Origin of the sequence: Paenibacillus amylolyticus (assembly GCF_051136285.1) — a bacterium.
GTDB classification, from domain to species: domain Bacteria; phylum Bacillota; class Bacilli; order Paenibacillales; family Paenibacillaceae; genus Paenibacillus; species Paenibacillus amylolyticus_F.
In genome coordinates this window covers 4,553,135-4,574,748 of record NZ_CP194938.1, presented here as the reverse complement: position 1 = coordinate 4,574,748, position 21,614 = coordinate 4,553,135, and the positions used below count along the sequence as shown (strand labels likewise).

General features: G+C 47.2%; 14 protein-coding genes. 4 read left to right on the top strand and 10 right to left on the bottom strand.

Annotation, left to right across the window (positions count from 1 at the left end; translation table 11 throughout):
* Positions 1 to 75 precede the first annotated feature (75 nt).
* From ACR8BL_RS20000 to uvrB, 6 genes are all read right to left on the bottom strand, one after another.
* Complete coding sequence (locus tag ACR8BL_RS20000) at positions 76 to 2,589, bottom strand: DUF3656 domain-containing U32 family peptidase (protein ID WP_434749231.1); 2,514 nt, start codon at positions 2,587 to 2,589, stop codon at positions 76 to 78.
* A 369-nt stretch (positions 2,590 to 2,958) separates the two neighbouring features.
* Complete coding sequence (locus ACR8BL_RS19995) at positions 2,959 to 4,854, bottom strand: stalk domain-containing protein (RefSeq protein ID WP_434749230.1); 1,896 nt, start codon at positions 4,852 to 4,854, stop codon at positions 2,959 to 2,961.
* A gap of 43 nt (positions 4,855 to 4,897) precedes the next feature.
* On the bottom strand, positions 4,898 to 6,064 hold the full coding sequence (locus ACR8BL_RS19990; RefSeq protein WP_434756415.1) for a S1C family serine protease: 1,167 nt from the start codon (positions 6,062 to 6,064) through the stop codon (positions 4,898 to 4,900).
* Positions 6,065 to 6,454: 390 nt separating this feature from the next.
* Complete coding sequence (locus ACR8BL_RS19985; protein WP_090923015.1) at positions 6,455 to 6,664, bottom strand: hypothetical protein; 210 nt, start codon at positions 6,662 to 6,664, stop codon at positions 6,455 to 6,457.
* Between the two features lie 1,117 nt (positions 6,665 to 7,781).
* The gene (gene uvrA / locus ACR8BL_RS19980; RefSeq protein WP_434749229.1) at positions 7,782 to 10,640 is read right to left on the bottom strand and encodes an excinuclease ABC subunit UvrA; all 2,859 of its coding nucleotides are present in this window, start codon (positions 10,638 to 10,640) and stop codon (positions 7,782 to 7,784) included.
* Between the two features lie 204 nt (positions 10,641 to 10,844).
* A complete protein-coding gene (gene uvrB / locus ACR8BL_RS19975; protein ID WP_434749228.1) occupies positions 10,845 to 12,836 on the bottom strand; it encodes an excinuclease ABC subunit UvrB in 1,992 nt (663 codons plus the stop codon).
* A 169-nt stretch (positions 12,837 to 13,005) separates the two neighbouring features.
* On the opposite strand from uvrB, the gene ACR8BL_RS19970 reads away from it, so the two are divergent.
* Positions 13,006 to 13,806 carry a flagellar motor protein gene (locus ACR8BL_RS19970; RefSeq protein WP_434749227.1) on the top strand — a complete coding sequence of 267 codons (801 nt, stop codon included), beginning with the start codon at positions 13,006 to 13,008 and terminating at the stop codon, positions 13,804 to 13,806.
* Positions 13,790 to 14,629 (top strand): flagellar motor protein MotB, encoded by an 840-nt coding sequence (locus ACR8BL_RS19965; RefSeq protein WP_434749226.1) that lies wholly within the window; start codon positions 13,790 to 13,792, stop codon positions 14,627 to 14,629. The genes ACR8BL_RS19970 and ACR8BL_RS19965 overlap by 17 nt, the downstream gene beginning before the upstream one ends.
* 146 nt (positions 14,630 to 14,775) lie before the next feature.
* On the opposite strand, the gene ACR8BL_RS19960 is transcribed toward ACR8BL_RS19965, so the two are convergent.
* The 3 genes from ACR8BL_RS19960 to ACR8BL_RS19950 are packed head-to-tail and all read right to left on the bottom strand — an operon-like array spanning position 14,776 to position 18,081.
* Entirely contained in the window at positions 14,776 to 15,951 is a 1,176-nt protein-coding gene (locus ACR8BL_RS19960) for an ABC transporter permease (protein WP_434749225.1), read from the bottom strand.
* Positions 15,944 to 17,134, bottom strand: a complete 1,191-nt coding sequence (locus tag ACR8BL_RS19955) for an ABC transporter permease (RefSeq protein WP_434749224.1) — start codon at positions 17,132 to 17,134, stop codon at positions 15,944 to 15,946. Before ACR8BL_RS19955 ends, ACR8BL_RS19960 begins: the two co-directional genes overlap by 8 nt.
* Positions 17,135 to 17,145: 11 nt before the next feature.
* Positions 17,146 to 18,081 (bottom strand): ABC transporter ATP-binding protein, encoded by a 936-nt coding sequence (locus ACR8BL_RS19950; protein ID WP_434749223.1) that lies wholly within the window; start codon positions 18,079 to 18,081, stop codon positions 17,146 to 17,148.
* 201 nt (positions 18,082 to 18,282) lie between these two features.
* Between ACR8BL_RS19950 and ACR8BL_RS19945 the strand changes: the two genes are divergently transcribed.
* A complete protein-coding gene (locus ACR8BL_RS19945) occupies positions 18,283 to 19,500 on the top strand; it encodes a sensor histidine kinase (protein ID WP_434749222.1) in 1,218 nt (405 codons plus the stop codon).
* A 20-nt stretch (positions 19,501 to 19,520) separates the two neighbouring features.
* Positions 19,521 to 20,210, top strand: coding sequence for a response regulator transcription factor (locus ACR8BL_RS19940; protein ID WP_434749221.1), 690 nt, complete (start codon positions 19,521 to 19,523; stop codon positions 20,208 to 20,210).
* A gap of 55 nt (positions 20,211 to 20,265) precedes the next feature.
* Here ACR8BL_RS19940 and ACR8BL_RS19935 read toward each other — a convergent pair whose 3' ends face one another.
* Positions 20,266 to 21,594, bottom strand: coding sequence for a PDZ domain-containing protein (locus ACR8BL_RS19935; RefSeq protein ID WP_434749220.1), 1,329 nt, complete (start codon positions 21,592 to 21,594; stop codon positions 20,266 to 20,268).
* Positions 21,595 to 21,614: the final 20 nt, after the last annotated feature.

The following is a 21,614-nucleotide window of genomic DNA, read 5'->3' as shown; positions in this document are numbered from 1 at the left end:
TCGCTTTTTCAGGTTTTTTCTGTCCTCTCCGTTTTTGTGTAAAAAAATAGTTCAACTTATATCTTGTTGCTCCGTTTATTTAACCAGTTGGCCGCGTGTAACGCCCAGCTGATTCGTTGCTTTCAGTGTTTTCCATACTTGTGTACCGCTGATCTCGCCGCGCAGTGCACGGTTGTACAGATCGATAACTTCCTTCACCTGCTCCGGTGTCTCTTCCAGGAACTCTACCCGGTAACGGGATACACCGAGATCCATGAAATTCGTAAGATACTCCGCACCAGACTGCTCTACTGCGTTATATACCGTGTTACGGCATCCTTCATCCACACGTACCGGGTGAGACATACCAATTCGGTCTTGCAAGGATGCACGTTTTTCTTCACAAGGACGGCCACAGTTTGTATAATCCGTTCCTTCACTCATAAACGTACAGTATACACAGTGCTCCGTATGGAACATCGGCAGATGCTGATGGATGACCACTTCGGTCTGACTTGTACGAGAGTTGCCAAGCAGATCAACCATCTGTTGAATGTTCAAGTCATACGATGGTGTAATCCAGTCACAACCTGCTTCCAGGAAAAGTTCCATGGCCTTGTGATTGGCAATATTTAAGGAGAAGTCACCGATCAGCTGCGGATGCTTCGCGTCCGGGTTCATTCTGCGGTGACGCAGGTAGAAGTACAACGCACCTGTGTTGCGTACGAGTACCGCATCCGGTTCCAGACGCAAGATATTGTTATGATAACCGTTCTCTCCAGGCATATGAATACGCGGCGTTGCCAGCGCAATTTTGCGGCCTGCGGCATGTACAGCTTCCACGGCTGCCGGGAACTGCTTGATGAACTCGAAGTCGGCGTAGATCATGCCGACACCCGCCTCCAGCGCTGCCTCCACTTGTGGCAAGCTACGGCACAGCGCGGTCAGCTCTGCTTGACCGCGAGCTACTGGCGATGCCGGTTGTACCGCATCGCCGTACACGTCCACCGCCCGTTTCACGTAGACGGGCGGTTTCGGGCGCTCACCCGCGAGTTGTTCGACCGCCTGACGGCGAATATTGTTCAACTCGCGCATCGGGATGATGACGTCACCGTGCAGGCCCACGTCCAGTTCCTCCAGTTGGAACACGGTGCCACCGAGACGTCCGAATTGCTCCTCGAGCAATTCATGGGTCATCGGACGTTTCTGGGCAATGTCCAGTTCCATCTCCGAATCCACACGCACGGTCGTTCCCTTCTGCACGTCGGTCCACCACGTGCTGAGCGGCTGGCCCGGGCTGCCGATGACTTTTACTTTGACAGGGAAGACACGGTAAGGCTTATCGATCTCAAAGCTTTGACGCAGACGTTTGTCGAGCGCAGGGTCATTGGTTTTCCACACTTTGTCGCCGACTTTCACACGACGCAGGTCTACATCACTGCGGCCCGGCACGATATCCACGATCCAGCCTTCGCCGGCTTCACCTTCGATCTTCACACCTTTGCGACGTACATCATATATACGCCCGCCTTCTTCTTTCTTCGTTGGATCACCAGCGTCAAACACAATGCCGTCTCCACGTTTCACGGGTGCGTCCAGTTTCAGAACCACACCGTCACGCAATACTTGATCCACACGACCAAGATAAACACCGCGGCTTTTCGGGAACGTGCCGTCTACCAGCTGTTTGTTGTTAGTGCCGTCCAGGAAACCATGGGTGAATCCACGCGAGAAGCTCTGTTGCAGCTCACGAATTTCTTCCTTGCTTGTCCGTGTATTGTCACCGTCAAAATAACGGTCAATCGCTTTGCGATATTTGCTAACTACGTTCGCCACGTACTCTGGCGTTTTGAGGCGGCCTTCAATTTTGAAAGACGTTACGCCCGCTTCGATCAATTCCGGCATGATATCAATGGCTGCCAGATCTTTTGGAGACAACAGATAGGCCACATCGCCCATTGGCTGATGAACGCCATCTACCATCAGATCATACGGCAGACGGCAAGCCTGTGCACATTCACCACGGTTCGCGGAGCGTCCGCCCCACATCTCGGAGGTCAGACACTGACCCGAATAAGACACACAAAGCGCGCCATGCACAAATACTTCCATCGGAAGTTTCGCTTGGTCGCCAATTTTCTGAATTTGCTTCAGATTGTTCTCCCGTCCGAGTACGACACGTTCCATGTCAAACGGCTTGGTAAACTCCACCGCTTCAGGCGACGTAATCGTCATCTGCGTGGAACCGTGAATTGGAAAGTCTGGCGAAATCTCACGAATCATTTTGACCAGACCCAGATCCTGTACAATAACTGCATCCACACCTGCATCTACGCAAGCATCGATAAGTTCTTTGGCATCTTTCAATTCATTTTCAAAGATCAATATATTAAAGGTCAGAAACCCTTTTACGCCATAACTGTGCAAAAACGCCATAATCTCCGGCAGCTCGTCCATACGGAAATTATTCGCTCGCGCCCGTGCATTAAACTTTTCGACTCCGAAGAAAATCGCATCTGCTCCGTTGGCTACCGCCGAACGCATGCAATCCCAGTCCCCGGCAGGTGCCAGAAGCTCAACGTCTTCTCTTCGTATTGTTGCTGTTTTCATGTAGATCCTCCCCATACCGGCCTACGCCGGTTTTCTTCCCTTGGTACCCGTATTTCGGTACACCTCATTGCTGTCAACGTCAAGTATCACTATATCTATACATTATGTCTGTATTGCCTGAAATCGAGGCCTACAGTCTCTCTATTCATCAAATCAGCAGTAATAACTCCTGAACTAGTATAGTGTACCACTTCTGCACCCACTCTTCTACGTTTTCCTGAAAAAACCGTTTATCATTTTCATCTTTTTCCATTCGAATTCCACTCATATTTAATGCTCCCACTCCTACTCAACGCATCTCCACTTCATCTCAAAAGAAAAAACCGGAAGGTTCTCTAACCCTCCGGCAATTTCTATGCATCTTTATTCTTATTTGATAAAAGTAAATGAGTTCACTGCTTTTTCCAACATGGCTGCCTGCACTTGCGTGCGGTTCGCATCGTTCAGACCACTTGTGATCGTATACGTTGTTCCATTCTTTTCAAAGACGATCTGACGTCCTGTATACGGCACACCCTTGTCCACCTCATGATACGTAAAGGAGAACGCAGGCACACCTGCAAAGGTCAGCTCCTCACTACGGATCAGATTGAAGCTTTTTCGAGTTTTGGCTGCCTCTGCATAAGCCTCTCTCAGCTGACTAACCGTCATCTCAATCGACTTGTCCTCTGTAGCCACAATGGAGAAGTCTCCGCCTGTGAACGTATAAACGACAGGTGAGCTTTCATAACGGTCATTGTACGGCGTCCAGTAGCGCGGAATATCCACGCTGTAATGATACGTTTTAGACGTACGTGTGATCGTCTTCATTTTATCTGTCAGATATGGATCTTCATCCAGCTGACCAAAGTTATCTTTTACCGTGTCAAAATCAATCTCCACACTCTTCATGATCTGTTCAAACCAGGCCCGGTCTGCAGTTTTCCCTTCAGGGAAGGTGTATTCCGCGTAATAACGATACCCGTTTTTCTGCAAAAGAACGTCAAACTCGGTCTGCCATCCTGCACCGAAGTTATAGCGGAATTCATTCACCTCGGCCGTCTCACCCGAGATATCCGTCGTAAACGAACCCACCTGCTGATAGCTTTCGGCTGTAAAGGTTTCACGCATCCACTTTTCGAGCTGATTACTCCATTCCTTCACAGTTGCCCCAGACTTGGCAGAAGTCACCCGTAGTTGCATATACGCTCCGTCTTTATCTTGATAGACCATATTTTTATTATCCATAGACCAGCCAGCCGGAACCTTTAATTCAATACCATAGTCATCATTCCATGCCGCTCGCATGCCTTCTTCCACCGTGGAAAGATCCTTAATCGTGCGATCGGACTGCACATAGCTTGGCTCAAAGGAGTTGAGCAATGAAGCATGCTTGCCCATATCTTTATAATTGGTCGCTTCATAATCCGCTAAGTACACATCATATTGACGACCGTCATGAACATACTGGCGTAACTCCCATAACACACCGTCCGCATCTTTGACGACAACTCTTCCATAAGGGGTGTTCCCTTTAGATACCGCTTCACGATCCAGTACCGTATCTCCTGCCTGTTTGGCCACCTGTACCAGTTGTGTCAACAGGTCGTCCGCATCCAGCACAACATTCTGGTCACTCACATACACTTCGAGATAATAACTTTCGTCCGAAGCTCCAAAAGTCATCATGCGTTCCTGTTCATTGGTTTGCAGCACCAAAAGATCTGCCGGATAATGAATCGACCAGCCATAATAGCTGTTGCCAATTCTGGTTTTCCCCTTGTCCAGATCAATGCCGCCATCATCAGTACCCTCACCTGTTTGCAGCATACGAATGACCATCTCTCCCGAACTGTTTGGTGCAAGCGTTGCACCAATTCCGGCAGCAACCGGACGAAGAGGAACCATCAGCACACCGTTTACCATTTTGGGTGCAGCCCCCATCTCCACTTTGACTCCGTCAATCCAGGCGATGGAACTGTCTATTTTTAAGGCCACCACATGCGGACCTTCCTTGATTTTTATCACATCATTTTTCTCTAACCCGATCTCGCTTCCAAATGCCTTCTTGAACACACCTACAGGCACCATAGTCACACCTTTAACGATGAGGGGTTTTGTTATGTTCTGTTTCTTACCGTTAATAAATGCGGTTGTACTCCCTGCTTTGACCCGTAGCTCATTCGTGATCAACTCATCGGATGCCCATACTGGCAGAGCCGTGCCCAACAGTAAAATCCCTGCGAATACACCCGTGCTCAACACGCGTAACCATGACTTCTTCATTCCGTTCATTCGTCCTCTCTAAATTCGGGTTACTTGCTGGGCCTTATTCTTCTTCATCCGTTGGAAGTGATTCCTCTGACTTGTCCTCCAGCGAAGATCGATCCACAAGAACTACGGTGCGAGTTACGATGTCACCATCGGTTTGCACCAGCAGTTTCACCTTTTGTCCAGGTAAATACGCTTTGAGCAATTCGTTAATATCTACAACTGAAGATACACGTTTGCCCGCCACACTGTAAATCGCATCCCCTTCCTTGATCTTGGCTTTCTTCGCTTCAGGACTCAGTACACCCGTAACCGTCAACGGATCTTCCGCAGGCAAACCTACGATGGCAGACCAGCTCTCTTCCAGTTGTAATCCGAGACTCGCACGTTTGATCGTTCCATATTTGAAAAATTGATTAATAACAAAGTTAACGGTATCCACCGGAATGGAAAACCCCATGCTCTCAATGCCCACTGCAGAGAACTTCATCGAGTTAATACCAACGACTTCCCCCTTCAGGTTAACCAGCGGTCCCCCGCTATTCCCAGGATTAATAGCCGTATCCGTTTGAATTAAACGGTAAGATGCTTCCACGCCGCGATTCAGGCCACTGATCACACCAACCGTAGCTGAATTACGCAACGAAAAGGAGATCGGCGTACCGATCGCAATGACTGTCTCCCCTACAACAGCCTGCGTAGCTTTAGCAAAGACCGCAGGTTTGAGAGATTTAGCATCAATTTTAACCAGCGCAAGATCACTTAACGGATCACTGAATGATTCTGTAATGTTGTATGTATTACCGTCTGTCGTTACCACGACTGGATCAATCAACTCATCTACCACATGAGCGTTCGTCACAATCCATCCGTTAGAGCGAATGATAACGCCTGTGCCATGTGCCAGATTATAACGGTCATTAGCCGACCCGTTCTGATTTTCCGTCGTTTTGCCGATAATTCCTACTACGGACGGGGATACCTTCTCGATCACTTGCGGGATATTTGCATTTCCCTTGTATGTATACGTTCCAGATTTGGCGTCGTATTGACCACTGCCACCGAACATCTTCACCAGATCTTTGGTATTCACATACACCTGGCCGTCGATCACCTTGGCTTGCATGCCTGTCTTAGAAGATGCAGCTCCAGCCGTAGCCGCCATACCAATGGAGAGCACCATAACCATCATCATAGTTGTTGCTCTCTTTAAAAACCTTTTCATGATTTCACCTGACCCTCTCTATACATCCTTCTTGCGAGACTGGACAGCTGATTCTTGGCCGAATCTATCTTCTCTCTCATCTGCAATACCGGTATCCCTCAATGTATCATACAAATTATGCCTGTACAATCGTTTTAATTTTCGTTCTTTTTCGACAAAAAGAGATTCATTTCTTCGAGGTTTACAGACATGAAAAAACACCTTCCATATCCATCGTGGAAAGTGTCTCATACTGCTCATGTGTTATTGGTATGTCTACTGCATTGGAGTGTCTCTAATGTGTGTTAGAATAGCTGTAAATTTTTGAGACAACTACATTTGTGTTAATCATGCTCATATCTCTGACGATGCAGTTAGAACGCTACTACACTCACTGGCAGTGTGTCTCTGTTAACCAAACCAGCCTGTGATCATCGCGTAGTCTGTCATCAAAAATACCAGCAGACTGACAACTGTAAACCCGATGGCAAACAAGTTTTTCTTCGGGGCCCGAAGCAGACGAACCAGTCCGATAAAAATCAGGATTGTAAACAAGATGACAAAAATATCAAATGCATTAAAATTCGATGTACTCGCCGTGGCAGCCTCTGCAAGCAGCATGGATAGACAGACCTCCTCACCATAGTTGAACAACTTAACGCATACCCTAAACTCTTCCTCTATGTTATCTGTACACTGTTAGTAATGCAAGCCCTATCATCCAGAAAAATGAAAAAAATCCATATTGACCGATTAGCTTGTGAAAGCTTATCCAGTCTAATATGTAAACACTTTCATTAGATCACCATGTTAACAACTAACGAAAGACGTACACAGGAAACAGATAAGATATAAAGATGATCGGAGCAGGTAACAGAGGCAGTCACATGCAGTTCCATGTACTCACTATATAATCACTATGAAGTTCCACACAGTTCCATGCAGTAACCACACCGTAGTCACTATGTTGTTCATGTTTTTCAAACTGTCCATGTTGTCATGTTGTTCTATGTAGTCACTTTGAGTCCCTTGAAGTTACCATGTAAGTTCTACACGCTAACGATCACCACGAAGCTTATTGGGCCCGATTATCACCTGTTTCAAAATCTAACGATCATGAGAAACGCTATTTCACTCAAAATCGTCGAAAATCAGCGTAAAACCCGGTTTTTTGATGTAATAGCGTCGCTGGTGATCGTTAGAATTCTGAGTTACCTGATTTTGCTTGAATAAGCTCTCCTGTGATCGTTAGATACTGTCTGGTTGAGCCGGCAAATCACAAGTGAGTTACACTGGCATTGGGTACCCGAACGACTCATTTAATAAATACACTTTAGCCCAAATATATACTTAAGTTAACTTAACTCATCCAACGTGGGTTCCTTCTTAATTTAATGTCTTACTGCTTTGTAATGTTCCATACTACTTCTTACTTCTTACTTCTTACTTCTTACTTCTTACTTCTTACTTCTCGTTTCTTGTTTCTTGTTTCTTTTCCTTATTTTTATAAAATCCGTGGACTCACCTCAACTTTTTAACGCCCATTTCTCTTTCCCCCAACTTATCCTACTACTCTTAAACGTCATACAAAAAACCTTCCTCACCACAGGAAAGGTAGTGGATTGTCATCCGCTGCCTTTTTCTCGGGCAAAGAAGGTTCGCATCTTTATTTCAACTCGTTACCTAATCGAACATCTCACAAGTCCGCATTCCAAATTGCAGTTTTGCTGTACTTTTATCAGTCTGCCAGTTGCAGAGCTCTGCTCCGCTCCGTATCGCGCTCCAGTACAGGTTTAAGATATTTGCCTGTGTACGAAGCTTCTACCTTAATTATGTCTTCTGGTGTTCCTGTCGCTACAATTGTACCGCCCCCGCTTCCGCCTTCTGGACCTAGGTCAACGATATAATCGGCTGTTTTGATGACATCCAGATTATGCTCAATGACAAGCACCGATTCTCCGGAATCGACGAGGCGATGTAATACGGTAAGCAGACGGTCGATATCATCAACATGCAGACCAGTGGTCGGCTCATCCAGAATATAAATCGTTTTGCCAGTACTCCGGCGATACAACTCAGAAGCAAGCTTCACACGCTGTGCTTCACCACCAGACAGTGTTGTAGCAGGTTGACCCAGATTAATGTAACCGAGGCCGACATCAAGCAATGTCTGCATTTTGCGATGAATCTTCGGAATATTCTCGAAAAATTGAGTAGCGTCCTCCACTGTCATCTCGAGCACATCCGAAATATTTTTGTTTTTGTATTTCACTTCTAGTGTTTCGCGGTTGTACCGTTTGCCTTTGCAGACCTCGCATGGTACGTATACATCCGGTAAGAAATGCATCTCGATTTTGATAATGCCGTCTCCTCGGCAAGCTTCACAACGTCCACCTTTGATGTTAAAGCTGAAACGACCTTTTTTGTATCCACGCACCTTGGCTTCGTTCGTCTGTGCAAACAGATCACGAATGTCATCAAAAACACCCGTATACGTCGCCGGATTAGAACGTGGTGTGCGTCCAATCGGCGACTGGTCGATATCAATCACTTTATCGATATGCTCCAATCCACGAATCTCCTTGTGTTGCCCAGGGCGTACTCTCGCACGGTTCAGATCGCGTGCCAGCGTTTTGTACAGAATCTCGTTGATCAGCGTAGATTTACCCGAACCGGACACTCCCGTTACAGCGGTAAATACCCCTACAGGGATTTTTACATTCAGATTCTTCAGATTATTCTCTTTGGCTCCGCGTACTTCCAGCCAGCGATCCCCCACACTTCGGCGTTCGTTACGAATCGGTATAAACTTCCGTCCACTAAGGTACTGACCCGTTAATGAGTTTTCATCATTCATAATCTCTTCCGGTGTACCCTGTGACATAATCATACCGCCGTGAATCCCTGCACCTGGGCCAATATCGATAATGTAGTCCGCAGCCATCATGGTATCTTCATCATGCTCTACCACGATCAATGTGTTTCCGATATCACGCATATGTGCCAGCGTGGAGATCAAACGATCATTGTCCCGTTGGTGTAGACCAATACTTGGCTCATCCAGAATGTAGAGCACTCCCATCAGGCTCGAACCTATTTGAGTGGCTAGTCTGATCCGCTGTGCTTCACCACCGGACAACGTTCCAGCGGCACGGCTTAACGTCAGGTAGTCCAGACCTACATTAACGAGGAAGCCCAAACGACTGTTAATCTCTTTCAGGATCAGTTTGGCAATGGTTTGCTCTTTTTCGGTCAGCTGCAACGAATCAAAGAATCGTCCCGCTTCACCAATAGACAGACTTGTTACATAAGCCATGTTGTGATCATTAATGGTTACTGCAAGGCTTTCGCGTTTCAAACGCTGCCCTTTACATGTCCCGCAAGGCTTCGCACTCATGTATCCTTCAATGAACTCACGGATGCCTTCAGAAGCAGTTTCGCGATAACGACGCTCCAGATTATTAACGATGCCTTCAAACGTAACTAATGCTTCTTTGCGTTGTCCAAAATCATTTTCATAACGGAATCGAATTTTCTCCGTGCCTGTCCCTTGCAGCAGTTTGTTCATCTGATCAGCAGGCAGATCCTCGACAGGTACATCCTGCGGAATGTTAAAGTGTTCACATACTGAGCGGAGAAATTGCGGATAATACGTGGACGTTCCTCCTGTCCAGGCATCAAACGCTCCTTCTTCAATCGTTTTGCTGCGATCCGGCACAAGCAGATCCGGGTCTACAATCATTTTGACACCCAAACCGTCACAATCCGGGCAAGCACCAAATGGGCTGTTAAAAGAGAACATCCGAGGTGCCAGCTCATCGATGCTGAATCCGCAGACCGGGCAGGCAAAATTCGAACTGAAACGTAGCTCTTCTTCACCAATGATATCAACGAGCAGCTGCCCGCCGGACAGATTGAGAGCCGTCTCAATAGAGTCTGCCAGGCGTGCCTGAACGTCATCCTTTACAACGATCCGGTCAACGACAACATCTATTGTATGTTTTTTGTTTTTCTCCAGTTGGATATCTTCCGATAGGTCACGTAGTTCCCCATTAACCCGTACACGTACAAAACCCTGTTTGGACACATCAGCAAATACACTTTTATGTTCCCCTTTGCGCCCCGCAACAATTGGAGCCAGAATCTGTAACCGGGTACGTTCAGGGTATTGCATAATACGATCCACCATCTGTTCCACCGTTTGTGATGTAATCTCAATCCCGTGATCCGGACAATGCGGGTGACCGACACGTGCAAACAGGAGACGCAGGTAATCATAGATTTCGGTAACAGTTCCTACCGTGGAACGTGGGTTACGGCTTGTTGTTTTCTGATCTATTGAAATCGCGGGCGACAAACCCTCAATGGAATCAACATCCGGTTTCTCCATCTGACCCAAAAACTGACGTGCATAGGCTGACAATGATTCTACATAACGCCGCTGTCCTTCGGCATAGATCGTATCAAACGCTAGCGAGGACTTGCCTGATCCGCTCAAACCAGTCAATACGACAAAGCGGTCACGCGGAATGGTGATATCGATGTTTTTCAAGTTGTGCGCTCGTGCGCCTTTGATGACAATGTTCTCGCTCGCCAATGGTATTCATCCTCTCATTGCTTTTCTATAAACCTTTTAACCAAATTCATCGTTCCTATTAGTATTGACTCGATTTTGTGATTTCAACATGTCTTATTATCGGGTCAACGGATGCATTTCTTTACTCAACAAGAGAACGGCCAACTGGCCGTTCTCTTAACACAAAGTTTCAATCAAGGAAACTCTTCCTCTATCGATTTATATCTATTCTGCTCGCAATTCCAGCAGTGCATCACGAAGCTCGGCGGCACGCTCAAACTGCAAGTTTTTGGCTGCGTCTTTCATCTCTGCTTCTAGACGCTGAATAAGCGACTGCCGCTCTTTCTTCGACATCTTCTCGGCAGCGCCAGTCAGGTACTCGTTTTTGGATTCAGCAACCTTCGTTGCCTCAATCACATCACGTACTTTTTTGCGAATCGTCTGTGGTGTAATGCCGTGTTTCTCATTGTACTCCATCTGAATGGTACGACGTCGTTCCGTCTCTTTCATCGCTTTATCCATGGAATCCGTCACTTTGTCACCATACAAAATAACTTTACCCTCACTGTTCCTCGCGGCACGCCCGATCGTCTGAATCAGGGAACGCTCGGAACGCAGGAAACCTTCTTTATCCGCATCGAGAATAGCCACTAACGATACCTCTGGTAGATCCAGACCTTCTCGCAGCAAGTTAATGCCAATCAACACATGGAAGGTACCCAGCCTGAGATCACGCAGAATTGACATCCGTTCCAGCGTTTTGATCTCCGAGTGCAGATATCTAACCTTAATGCCAACTTCCTTCAGGTAATCCGTCAGGTCTTCCGACATCTTCTTGGTCAGCGTAGTAATCAACACACGCTCATCTTTGGCAATCCGATCGTTAATCTCCGCAATCAGGTCATCAATCTGCCCTTTCGTTGGACGCAGCTCAATAATAGGATCAAGCAGACCCGTTGGACGAATAATCTGCTGAACCATCGTATCGGTATGCTCAATTTCGTACGGTCCCGGTGTGGCAGATACATAGATGATTTGATTCATTTTTCCTTCAAACTCTTCAAACTTAAGCGGGCGATTATCCAATGCAGAAGGCAGACGGAAACCATGATCCACCAGCACAGTCTTCCTTGCTTGGTCACCATTGTACATTGCGCGGATCTGTGGCAATGTTACATGAGACTCATCCACTACAATCAGCATGTCATCCGGGAAGTAGTCCATCAGTGTGTAGGGTGTATCCCCACGTTCACGGAATGTCAGCGGCCCGGAATAGTTCTCGATCCCTGAGCAGAATCCAACTTCCTTCATCATCTCAATATCATAACGTGTACGCTGCTCCAGCCGCTGCGCTTCCAGCAACTTGCCCTGCTCACGCAACACTTCGAGACGTTCTTCCAGCTCACGCTCAATGTTCACCAGTGCCACGCGCATCGTTTCTTCCTGGGTTACGAAGTGAGATGCCGGGAAAATGGCAATATGCTCACGCTCACCGATTAATTCTCCGGTCAAAACGTCAATCTCGGTAATCTTCTCAATCTCGTCCCCGAACAGCTCTACCCGAATCGCATGTTCACCCTTGGAGGCCGGGAAAATCTCAATAACATCACCACGGACACGGAACGTGCCGCGTACAAAGTTAATATCATTCCGTTGGTACTGTATCTCTACGAGACGGGACAAAATCTGATTACGTGGCTTCTCCATCCCAACTCGCAGTGACAACAGCATGCTGGAATAGTCATGAGGCGAACCCAAACCATATATACACGACACACTCGCTACAATAATGACATCGCGGCGTTCAAACAACGAACTGGTCGCTGCGTGTCGCAACTTATCAATCTCTTCATTAATGCTCGAATCCTTCTCGATATACGTATCTGAGGAAGGGATATAGGCTTCCGGTTGATAGTAGTCGTAATAACTGACAAAATACTCCACCATGTTATTCGGAAAAAAATCTTTAAACTCGCTCGCCAGCTGCGCCGCCAGTGTCTTGTTGTGCGCAATAATCAACGTGGGACGCTGCAACTGGGCAATCGTCTGTGCAATGGTAAATGTCTTTCCCGTACCCGTTGCACCCAAAAGCGTCTGGTATCTCTTCCCTTCCTGGACACCCTGCACCAATTCCTTGATGGCTGCAGGCTGATCACCCTGGGGAGAAAACTCTGACTCGATTTCGAACGTTTTGTCGCTCATAATAATATCGCTCATTGCCGTATCTCACCCTATCGTCTAAAATAATAGTCACTATATATTGTCGAAGTTCCCCGAATTTCCAGTTGGGAAAACTTATAGTAATAGGAATATTTGTTCCCGTCCAATTATACCTTGTTCGTTTTAGTGATGCAAACGTGAAATCAAGATAGGAGTGGGTTAATTTATGGATATTGCGACACTTATCGGTATCATAGCCGGAATTGCCGCAGTTATCAGTGGTTTTCTGTGGGAAGGCGGTCAGTTATCTGGCCTGTTGCAGAAAACAGCTGCTTTAATCGTGTTCGGGGGTACCATCGCTGCCGTAGTAGCCAGCTTTCCTGCATACCGTCTGCGCACGATTCCTGCTGCTTTACGCATGGCGTTTGGACGTCATCCTCATGATTCCAAACAATGGGTTGAAGAACTGATCGAGATGTCATCCATTGCCCGCAGATCAGGTGTGCTTGCTCTGGAACGCAGAGTAGTCGATCATCCACATCCATTTTTACAAGACGGGATCCAGATGGTTGTCGATGGTACAGACCCGGATGTCGTTCGGCAGATTCTGGAGATGGAGATTGATTCCGTTGAACAAAAGCATGAAGGTTATGCCAAAATATTTGAATCTGCCGGCGGTTATGCCCCAACGATGGGTATCATCGGAACCGTAATGGGATTGATTCAGGTGCTCGGGAGCTTAACCGATCCAACAGGACTCGGACCAGCCATCGCTGTCGCTTTTACCGCTACCCTGTACGGGGTTGCCAGTGCTAACCTGATCTTTTTACCCATCGCCTCCAAAATCAAATCCAGAGGGGCTGATGAAGTTCAATCCATGGAGATGATGCTCGAAGGTGTGCTTGCCATTCAGAATGGTGAGAATCCACAGCTTGTACGCAAACGGTTGGAGTCTTTTACACTCTCACATCGCCGAGTTGTACAGCCTTCACTGGCAAAGGAGGGATCGGATGAGTCGTCGCAGTAAACGACGTGCCAAACGTGAAACTGCTGATCATCGGGAGCGGTGGATGATTACCTATGCCGATCTCATTACGCTGCTGCTGATCTTTTTTGTCATCATGTACGCCATGAGCAACTTGGATACTGGTAAATATGATGTCGTGACTCAATCCCTTCAAACCACTTTTAATAAATCAGACTCTGTCCTTGAGCTGGGGAATGGACTCGGCGAGACACCTGGTCAAACGATTACCAAGACACCTCCATCCCAGGTTCAGGGAGGGTCAGAGGATAACCAAGACCCGGCATCAGATTCGGGTAAAGATAGCCCAGATGAAAACAGCCGTCCACTCACAGAACGAGAAGAACAGTTCAGGACACAGGAGCAGGAACTGCAAAATCTCTTCAATGTGATTACCCAGTATATTGAGGATAATCAACTGGATAATCAAATTTTTGTGGCGGACAAGCCGCAGGGCATCTCCATTACACTAAGTGACCGGTTTCTGTTTGACCAAGGACAAGCTGCCCTGAAAAAAGATGCTGCACCCACACTCAGCAAACTTGCCAGTTTGTTTCGTAATCTTAAGATGGTAGTCAGTATTGAGGGACACACAGACAATATTCCAATTGGGGCAAATTCCACCTTTAAAGATAACTGGGAGTTGTCCGGTGAACGTGCGTTATCAGTACTGCGCTTCTTTCTGGATCAAGGTAAACTTGACCCCGACCACTTCCAATACGCGGGTTATGCGGACACTCGCCCAACCGGAGATAATAAAACTGCGGCTGGAAGACAGAAGAATCGCCGGGTTGAAATTACGGTACTTCGCCAGTTGCAACCTTAGTTGATTGCCGCAAGTTAAAAAAATACATCAAAAAGCACGTACTGCGATATTCTTCCCGGCAGACGTGCTTTTTCTGTTCATTTTATATTTGCATTATACTCAATAACCAGTAATCGTAACCCCGCTCCAGTTCTGCTCGCTCCTTACTACGCATCCATCCCTGGCTGATCAGGACGAAGAATGACCGAACCGACAGCTAACAGGACCACGGCCATGGCAAACAAGATCAGCAGCGGCAGGGCAATGTCCGCCAACGTGCCTCCGGCAGAGATCGTTTCTACAGCCTGAATCGTCCACTTCTGTGGTACAAAGTTCGCGAGCTTCTGCATATACTCCGGCATGATGGATAATGGCCAGAAGCAGCCCCCAATCATACAGGTTGGTACAATAATGAGGGAGTTCAACATACTGGCATTTTTGGTTTCACGAATGAGTCCGCTGACAGTACTTGCAAGTCCCATTGATACAAGCATAAACGCACTAAGAATCAGAAAATGAACACCAAACGGAATCCCTGCATCATAATGCAAAACCCATCTACTTAGGCCAAGCACAAGAGTAACCTGGATGACCCCAATCGCAAGACTGCCTAGAAAATTACCAAGCGCAATCTCATATGATCTGACCGGAGCGGTATACATTCGAGCCATGGTTCGCTGCTTTCGGTCTTCCATAATAACAGCAACCGCACTCGTTAATAACCCCATCATAAACATGATTGTAAATCCGGTGACGTTATTTAACCCCGGCTTGGGATATAATTGCAAGTTCTGTGCTTCCCCGGATACGTGATGTCTGCCGATCTCTTGCAGTAGTTGTGCGAACCTCTCCTCCTGGTTTGTCACATCAGCGTTAGAAGAGGATACCGAAGAAAATGCTCGAACTGCAGAAGCCGACTGTTCCAAACCATTCACCACCCCTTGGGCGGCTGCACGAAGAATAGTTGAACTTTCGCTCACACGCAGTTCAATCCATTTAATTTCTGTCTGCTTGCCCTGCAGTAGCAATTGGGTATAATTCGCGGGAATCACAATTCCCATGCTTCCTTTTTGCCGCACAACGTCCGATTTGACTTCTGCTTCACTATTCACAGGTTTAAAACTGTACTCTTTGGAGCGTGTGAGCTCTTTCATCATCCATGATCCTGCGATTCCCTGATCCATATTCACATAAGGAATAACCGCACGGCTAGCCTGTTCACTTCCAAAAAGGGCAACCGCCCCCGTCACCACAAGACACGGAAGCAGCAGAAAGGCAATGAATCCACGTTTGCGTCCAAGTGTCCTCCTGATCATCAGCCAAGCGATATGCAGACTATTCATAACGGTATCCAACCTTTCTGTATAACACTGCAGCAGCGGCGGCCAGGACTGCACATACAACCCCAAGCATTAAAATATTGTTCATGATCTCGTGCAACGATGCATCAAGCATCATGCTCAGGAAGCTTTGCAACGCCCAGTGATTGACCGTAAACTCGCTGATATGCTGCACAATATCGAGGGCGATCGGAGTAAATCCACCGCTGATAAAGGTCATTACAATGATGATGCTCTGCATCAACGCATTGGCTGAAGCAGCGTTTTTACTGACCAGTGCAACAATAATGCCCAAGGTCATGGATGCCAGAGTAATCAGTACACAGATCAATACGACCAACCAAGGATGACCACCCCATTCCACACCAAATAATACATTTGTCATGACAACAATAATCATGGCCTGCATAAAGGCAAGAAGGCTATTTCCGGCAATTTTGCCAGCAAAGATCACTCCATTGCCCACTGGAGCGGCTTGAAGACGGGCGAGCGTTTTTTTGTCCCGTTCTGTAAACAGGCTATTGATCGTGGTCATACCGGAATACAACATAAACATCGCTAGCATTGCTGCTGCGTAATATTGTGAAGCACTGTAGGATTGATCGGAATGCCCCGGGCTGCTAACCATAATGTTGGAATGTCCTGATGCCGATTCAGTGCCAGCTTGCCTCGCGATCTCCTTCATCGTTTCAGGCCCGAGCACTTTGGCCATCGCTGCCTGTCGATTTAACCCGTCTGTGAAGCCAGTAAACAACGTCTGCCCCACGTAATTCAACGTGTTGTCTTTCCCGAGTATCCATTGCAGCTTCACCGTTTCTCCCGCCATCCATTGCTGAACCATATCGGTAGTCATAATTACTGCGAAATCAAGTTTGCCTCGTTTTAGCGCATCCACCGCTTCGTCCTGGGAAGACAAATCTTGAGCCTTCATCATCTTCGCAACCTCAGGTGAAGCGACAAATGCTGCCAGTGCCTCACCCACGGGAGACGATACCGCTTCAGTAGATTGCACGATCCCCACGCGTACCGTATCAGGCGTCGTTTCCTTCCCCGTTCCCATCGCGCTTGATAGAGCCGTTCCTAAGATAAAGATCAACAACAACGGCAGAATAAATAGATTTACCACCACAGATCGGATTTTCAGAATACGTCTGAGTTCAAAGATGCAAATATACCATATGTTCATCCTATGCCCTCCTAGTCTCGGAGCGTACGCCCGGTCAGATTGAGGAAAAGCGTTTCGAGATCCGGTTCTTCAACCCGGAGAGATTGAATGGACATGTCATGTTTGCTGCAAATAAACAGCATATCCTGCAATGCTTGCTGTGCCGAAGGCAGCATAATGGTTAATGTATCTTCGGTGACTTCGACTGCCTGTACACGCGGGTGAAGCTTAAGTTCTTCCACAACACCGGCATCGATTCCCGAGGTGGTGAGTACGATTTTTTCCTCTGATGCTACTCGTTCCCTTAACTCAGCCTCGGTGCCACAAGCAATAATTCGGCCTTGATCCATAATAGCTACCCGATTACTGATCGCGGCAACTTCCTCCATATAATGACTTGTATAGATAATGGTCGAGCCCATCTTGTTGAGTGTTCGCACCGATTCCAGAATATGATTGCGGGACTGCGGATCAATGCCAACGGTGGGTTCATCCATAATAATCAGATCGGGTCGATGGCTGAGAGCACATGCGATGTTTAGCCTGCGTTTCATCCCGCCGGAGAAGGTTGCTGGCGCCTCCTTGGCCTTATCTTGTAATCCGACAAATTCAAGAGATTCCTGCACTCTTTCTTTGAGCGTTTTCCCTCGCAAACCATATAATCGGGCAAAAAAGGTAACATTATCGGCAGCACTCATCGTCTCATATAACGCCAAATCCTGTGGAACCAGTCCAATCTTGCGTTTCACATCCAGCAGTCGCTCCTTCACCGATATACCATCCAGCTTGATCTCTCCTTGATCCATGCTCAATAGACCTGCAATCATGCTGATTGTGGTACTTTTCCCCGCTCCATTTGGCCCAAGCAGACCAAAAATTTCACCCTTTTTTACATTCAAGTTCAGATGATCCACCGATAACTTGCTGCCATATCGTTTGACAACGTGATCCATTTCTAATATATTCATGCACTTATGCCCCTTCCATTTGAGCTCTTGCCGCGATATTTCTAAGTATATTGTAACGAATGTCTACCTTTGGCGAAGGTACACAAAGTCATACATCAAAGGTGACTTAAGTCATCTCCTGATCCTGGGATTGCCTATGTTATAATCAAGGGTACAGTATCATCTTATTTTTTAATCTCCCTAAAAAGGATGTCACTACATATGCCCATGGGATTCCTGCAATATGGTTTATTATTCGTGCCCGCTGTGCTGTTCAGTTTGACCCTTCCTATGCACAGCGAAGCAGTATACACCCTGTACATCCTCATTGCGGCTGGACTCGCGGTAGCCAACCGTTTCACTCGTTCAGGTGCAGAGCAATCACTGTTATTCCTGGCAGAAATCTTGTGGTCCAGCTGGTTACTGGCTCAATATGGCCCCTTTATGTTTTTCATCTCCCTATCGGTTCTCTATGTTTATATGTATCGGTTAGACGGATCTATACGATGGGTCATATTAGGGGTTCAGCTTATTGCAAGTAATTTTGCACTGCATTGGTATTATACAACTCCACCTGTGCTGAATCTTGAAGCCGTGGCAGTTCAAGTTGAAATCTTCACCTGGTTCTCAGACTCCGTCAAGGTAAGCATTGCCGGTAACCTGCTTTTGTTGATGACGGCAGCACTCTCCTGGCAAGGGGCCAAAACAGCAAATAGCCGGGAGCAACTGGAGAATGTGTATGACGAGCTAAGACATAAACATTATGAGCTGCACGAGACACGCGCACAGCTTATGTTATTTGCAAAACAATTGGAGGATGCAGCCCAGGCAGAAGAACGTATCCGAATCTCCAGACAACTTCATGATGATATTGGCCATCGTCTGATCCGCACGAAAATGATGTCCGAGGCTGCCCTGCTCACCATACCCTTGAATACCGAACAGGGCACCGAAATGGTCAAACAGATTCGTGATCAACTGGCCGCAAGTATGGATGATATGCGTAACACTCTTCACAAATTGCGTCCTGATTTCCATGCCTCTGATGCCTATGCTTTGAATCGCTTATTAGAGGAAGTTGGGCGGGATACGGGGATAAAAACCAATTATGAGATATGTGGTCAGCCGTATGTTCTCTATCCAAGCACACAGATAGTGTTGTACAAAAATGCCAAAGAAGCCGTGACCAATGCACTTAGACATGGAAAGGCCTCGTCCATTGGTATGCAGCTGGTCTTTGGGCATCAGGAGGTCAGTATGATCATCCGTAATGACGGAAGCACTCACTCCCTTTTAGATCCTGGCGTAACAACAGGTCTTGGGCATGAAGGCATGCGACAGCGTACACAATTCATTGGAGGCACTGTCGAAATTCAGTCCACTGATCCGTACACAGTCATCACCCGCATCCCCGTTTCGAACAAAATAAGTTTACTCTAAAAAGGGAAAGGAACACGCTCATGTCAGAACCAAATGATGTAAACCAAAACCCACTTCATGAGCAGCCTGCACATATTCAGGTATTTCTTGTCGACGACGATTCTTTTATCCGCGAAAGCCTGAGCGTGGTGCTTGGCCTTGATGCAGATATTCATGTTACAGGTACCGCTTCCAATGGGACGGAAGCACTTGCCTGCCTTGAATCAGGAACACCAGCAGATGTGGTACTCATGGATATTCGTATGCCTGTATGTGATGGAGTCGAAGGGACTCGTTTAATCAAAACCCGTTTTCCAGATATACAGGTACTGATGCTGACAACGTTTGACGACGATGAATATATTATTCAGGCTATACAGAACGGAGCGAGCGGTTATCTGCTCAAAAATGTCCCTCCTGCCCGTATCGTACAGGGCATCAAAACTGTTCATAACGGGGATATGCTGATCCACCCGGATATCGCACGCAAACTCGCGGGTCTTCTCCGTACACCAGCCTCTCCCCCTGTAAACGAGCCTCTTAAAACGTACGGTCTCACCCGTGCGGAGCTTTCCGTTGCTGAGGCCATCTCTGAAGGGTTATCCAATAAGGAGATTGCTGCTAAGCTGTTTCTCAGTGAGGGCACGGTCAAAAATTATGTGACGGAAATCCTCGGTAAGCTAAATTTACGGGACCGCACCCAAATCGCCATCTTTATGCTTAAAAAATAAAGCAAAAAAGGTACTTCCCTACGCCCGCAAAGACGTCTGGAAATACCTTTTTGTTTTACATCTCTACCGATCCTTTTTCGCTAACTTCAGAGGCTGGTGGCAAGGCAAGTACAGCCCCGTCCACACGCCGCTCTTTCCGGTGAGTGAATAATTTGAGCGTAATCACCTGAAACAACGTCACCGAACGTGGTTGGACCGCCCATACCTCATGGTTATCCGGTGCCATAATAACGCCAAGCTGGTGATGCTCTCCTTCGTAGATCGCACGCTGCATAAACTTGCTCTCTCCCTGATGATTACGCACCTCCAACTTACAAAAGGCTGGATTCATCCGAAGTGCCCGGTGCAGATCTTCAGGAGAATGAACGAGTACCCCATTCACTTTATACAGGGTTTCCCCTGCCTCAATTCCCAGTTCTGCTGCGGGACTATCCGGAATTACGCTCAATACCTTAAGTCCATGTTGCGGGTGAACAAATGCAGGACTAAGTTGCTGCTCCTCGAGCGCACTATACCACACCAGAAGCTCATGTCCGGCAAAAGCAACCAACGCTGCAATCACCGTGAAAGGTGACCACCATACGGCAAGAAGACTGAACACAAGCAACGCCAAGCTATACAGCATCAAGCGCTTGGCTGAGCGCTGGAGTTTGCGCCCAGGCAGCATACTCTGTGTGTTCTCGCTAAGACCGAGCAAGATCGGCAGAGCCACCAGCGTATAGCCCTGGCCTGCATGAAACAGCGGAGTCCACGCCAGTTCCGTAATGCCTCCGGTTGTCGGAACCAGAATCAGCAACGGAATCGCCCAGAAGAGTTGCATCTGATACCCGCCTACCAACTTCCCACGTTTGCCTTCCATCAGAAACGGAGAGGCCATAGATACACCTTGCATGCGAGCTAATGCTGCTTCACCAAAATGCAATAATGCAGCCAGAACGAGCAGTGCCGGCATATCTAATGCACGCACAGTCTCCACAGCCTGTCCAAGCATACCTACAGGCTGCCAACTTGAAGCCACATTTAGAGCAAATTGTAAAATTCCCAGCGCCCCTGCTGCATATGCAAAACACAAATAACGGATACGAATCAGAGATAAGACCAAAGCCGCAATCCAAATGCTAATCAGACTGCCCAACGTAAGGTGTGCACCAAGGAATAGAGATATCAGGGACACCATGACGCCTATGATTATTCCACCAAGGACAGCTCGAATCGTCTGTGTGATTGAGCTTTGCATACGAACATGGAAGAGTTTACGCTCCTGGAGCAACTGACGGTGATAAATTAAAGCAATCAGAATAACTGCTATATAATAAAACGGCTGAATCAACAACTGTAAAAATGCTTCCCCTAATGTGGTTATCCAAGGCCATACCCATTCCATTATAGCGTTTCGCTCCTCTC

Coding starts and splice junctions, on each gene's coding strand:
- ACR8BL_RS20000 (WP_434749231.1), bottom strand. CDS start 2,589: ATGAAAACAGCAACAATACGAAGAGAAGACGTTGAGCTTCTGGCACCT.
- ACR8BL_RS19995 (WP_434749230.1), bottom strand. CDS start 4,854: ATGAAGAAGTCATGGTTACGCGTGTTGAGCACGGGTGTATTCGCAGGG.
- ACR8BL_RS19990 (WP_434756415.1), bottom strand. CDS start 6,064: ATGAAAAGGTTTTTAAAGAGAGCAACAACTATGATGATGGTTATGGTG.
- ACR8BL_RS19985 (WP_090923015.1), bottom strand. CDS start 6,664: ATGCTGCTTGCAGAGGCTGCCACGGCGAGTACATCGAATTTTAATGCA.
- uvrB (WP_434749228.1), bottom strand. CDS start 12,836: ATGAGCGATATTATTATGAGCGACAAAACGTTCGAAATCGAGTCAGAG.
- ACR8BL_RS19970 (WP_434749227.1), top strand. CDS start 13,006: ATGGATATTGCGACACTTATCGGTATCATAGCCGGAATTGCCGCAGTT.
- ACR8BL_RS19965 (WP_434749226.1), top strand. CDS start 13,790: ATGAGTCGTCGCAGTAAACGACGTGCCAAACGTGAAACTGCTGATCAT.
- ACR8BL_RS19960 (WP_434749225.1), bottom strand. CDS start 15,951: ATGAATAGTCTGCATATCGCTTGGCTGATGATCAGGAGGACACTTGGA.
- ACR8BL_RS19955 (WP_434749224.1), bottom strand. CDS start 17,134: ATGAACATATGGTATATTTGCATCTTTGAACTCAGACGTATTCTGAAA.
- ACR8BL_RS19950 (WP_434749223.1), bottom strand. CDS start 18,081: ATGAATATATTAGAAATGGATCACGTTGTCAAACGATATGGCAGCAAG.
- ACR8BL_RS19945 (WP_434749222.1), top strand. CDS start 18,283: ATGCCCATGGGATTCCTGCAATATGGTTTATTATTCGTGCCCGCTGTG.
- ACR8BL_RS19940 (WP_434749221.1), top strand. CDS start 19,521: ATGTCAGAACCAAATGATGTAAACCAAAACCCACTTCATGAGCAGCCT.
- ACR8BL_RS19935 (WP_434749220.1), bottom strand. CDS start 21,594: ATGGAATGGGTATGGCCTTGGATAACCACATTAGGGGAAGCATTTTTA.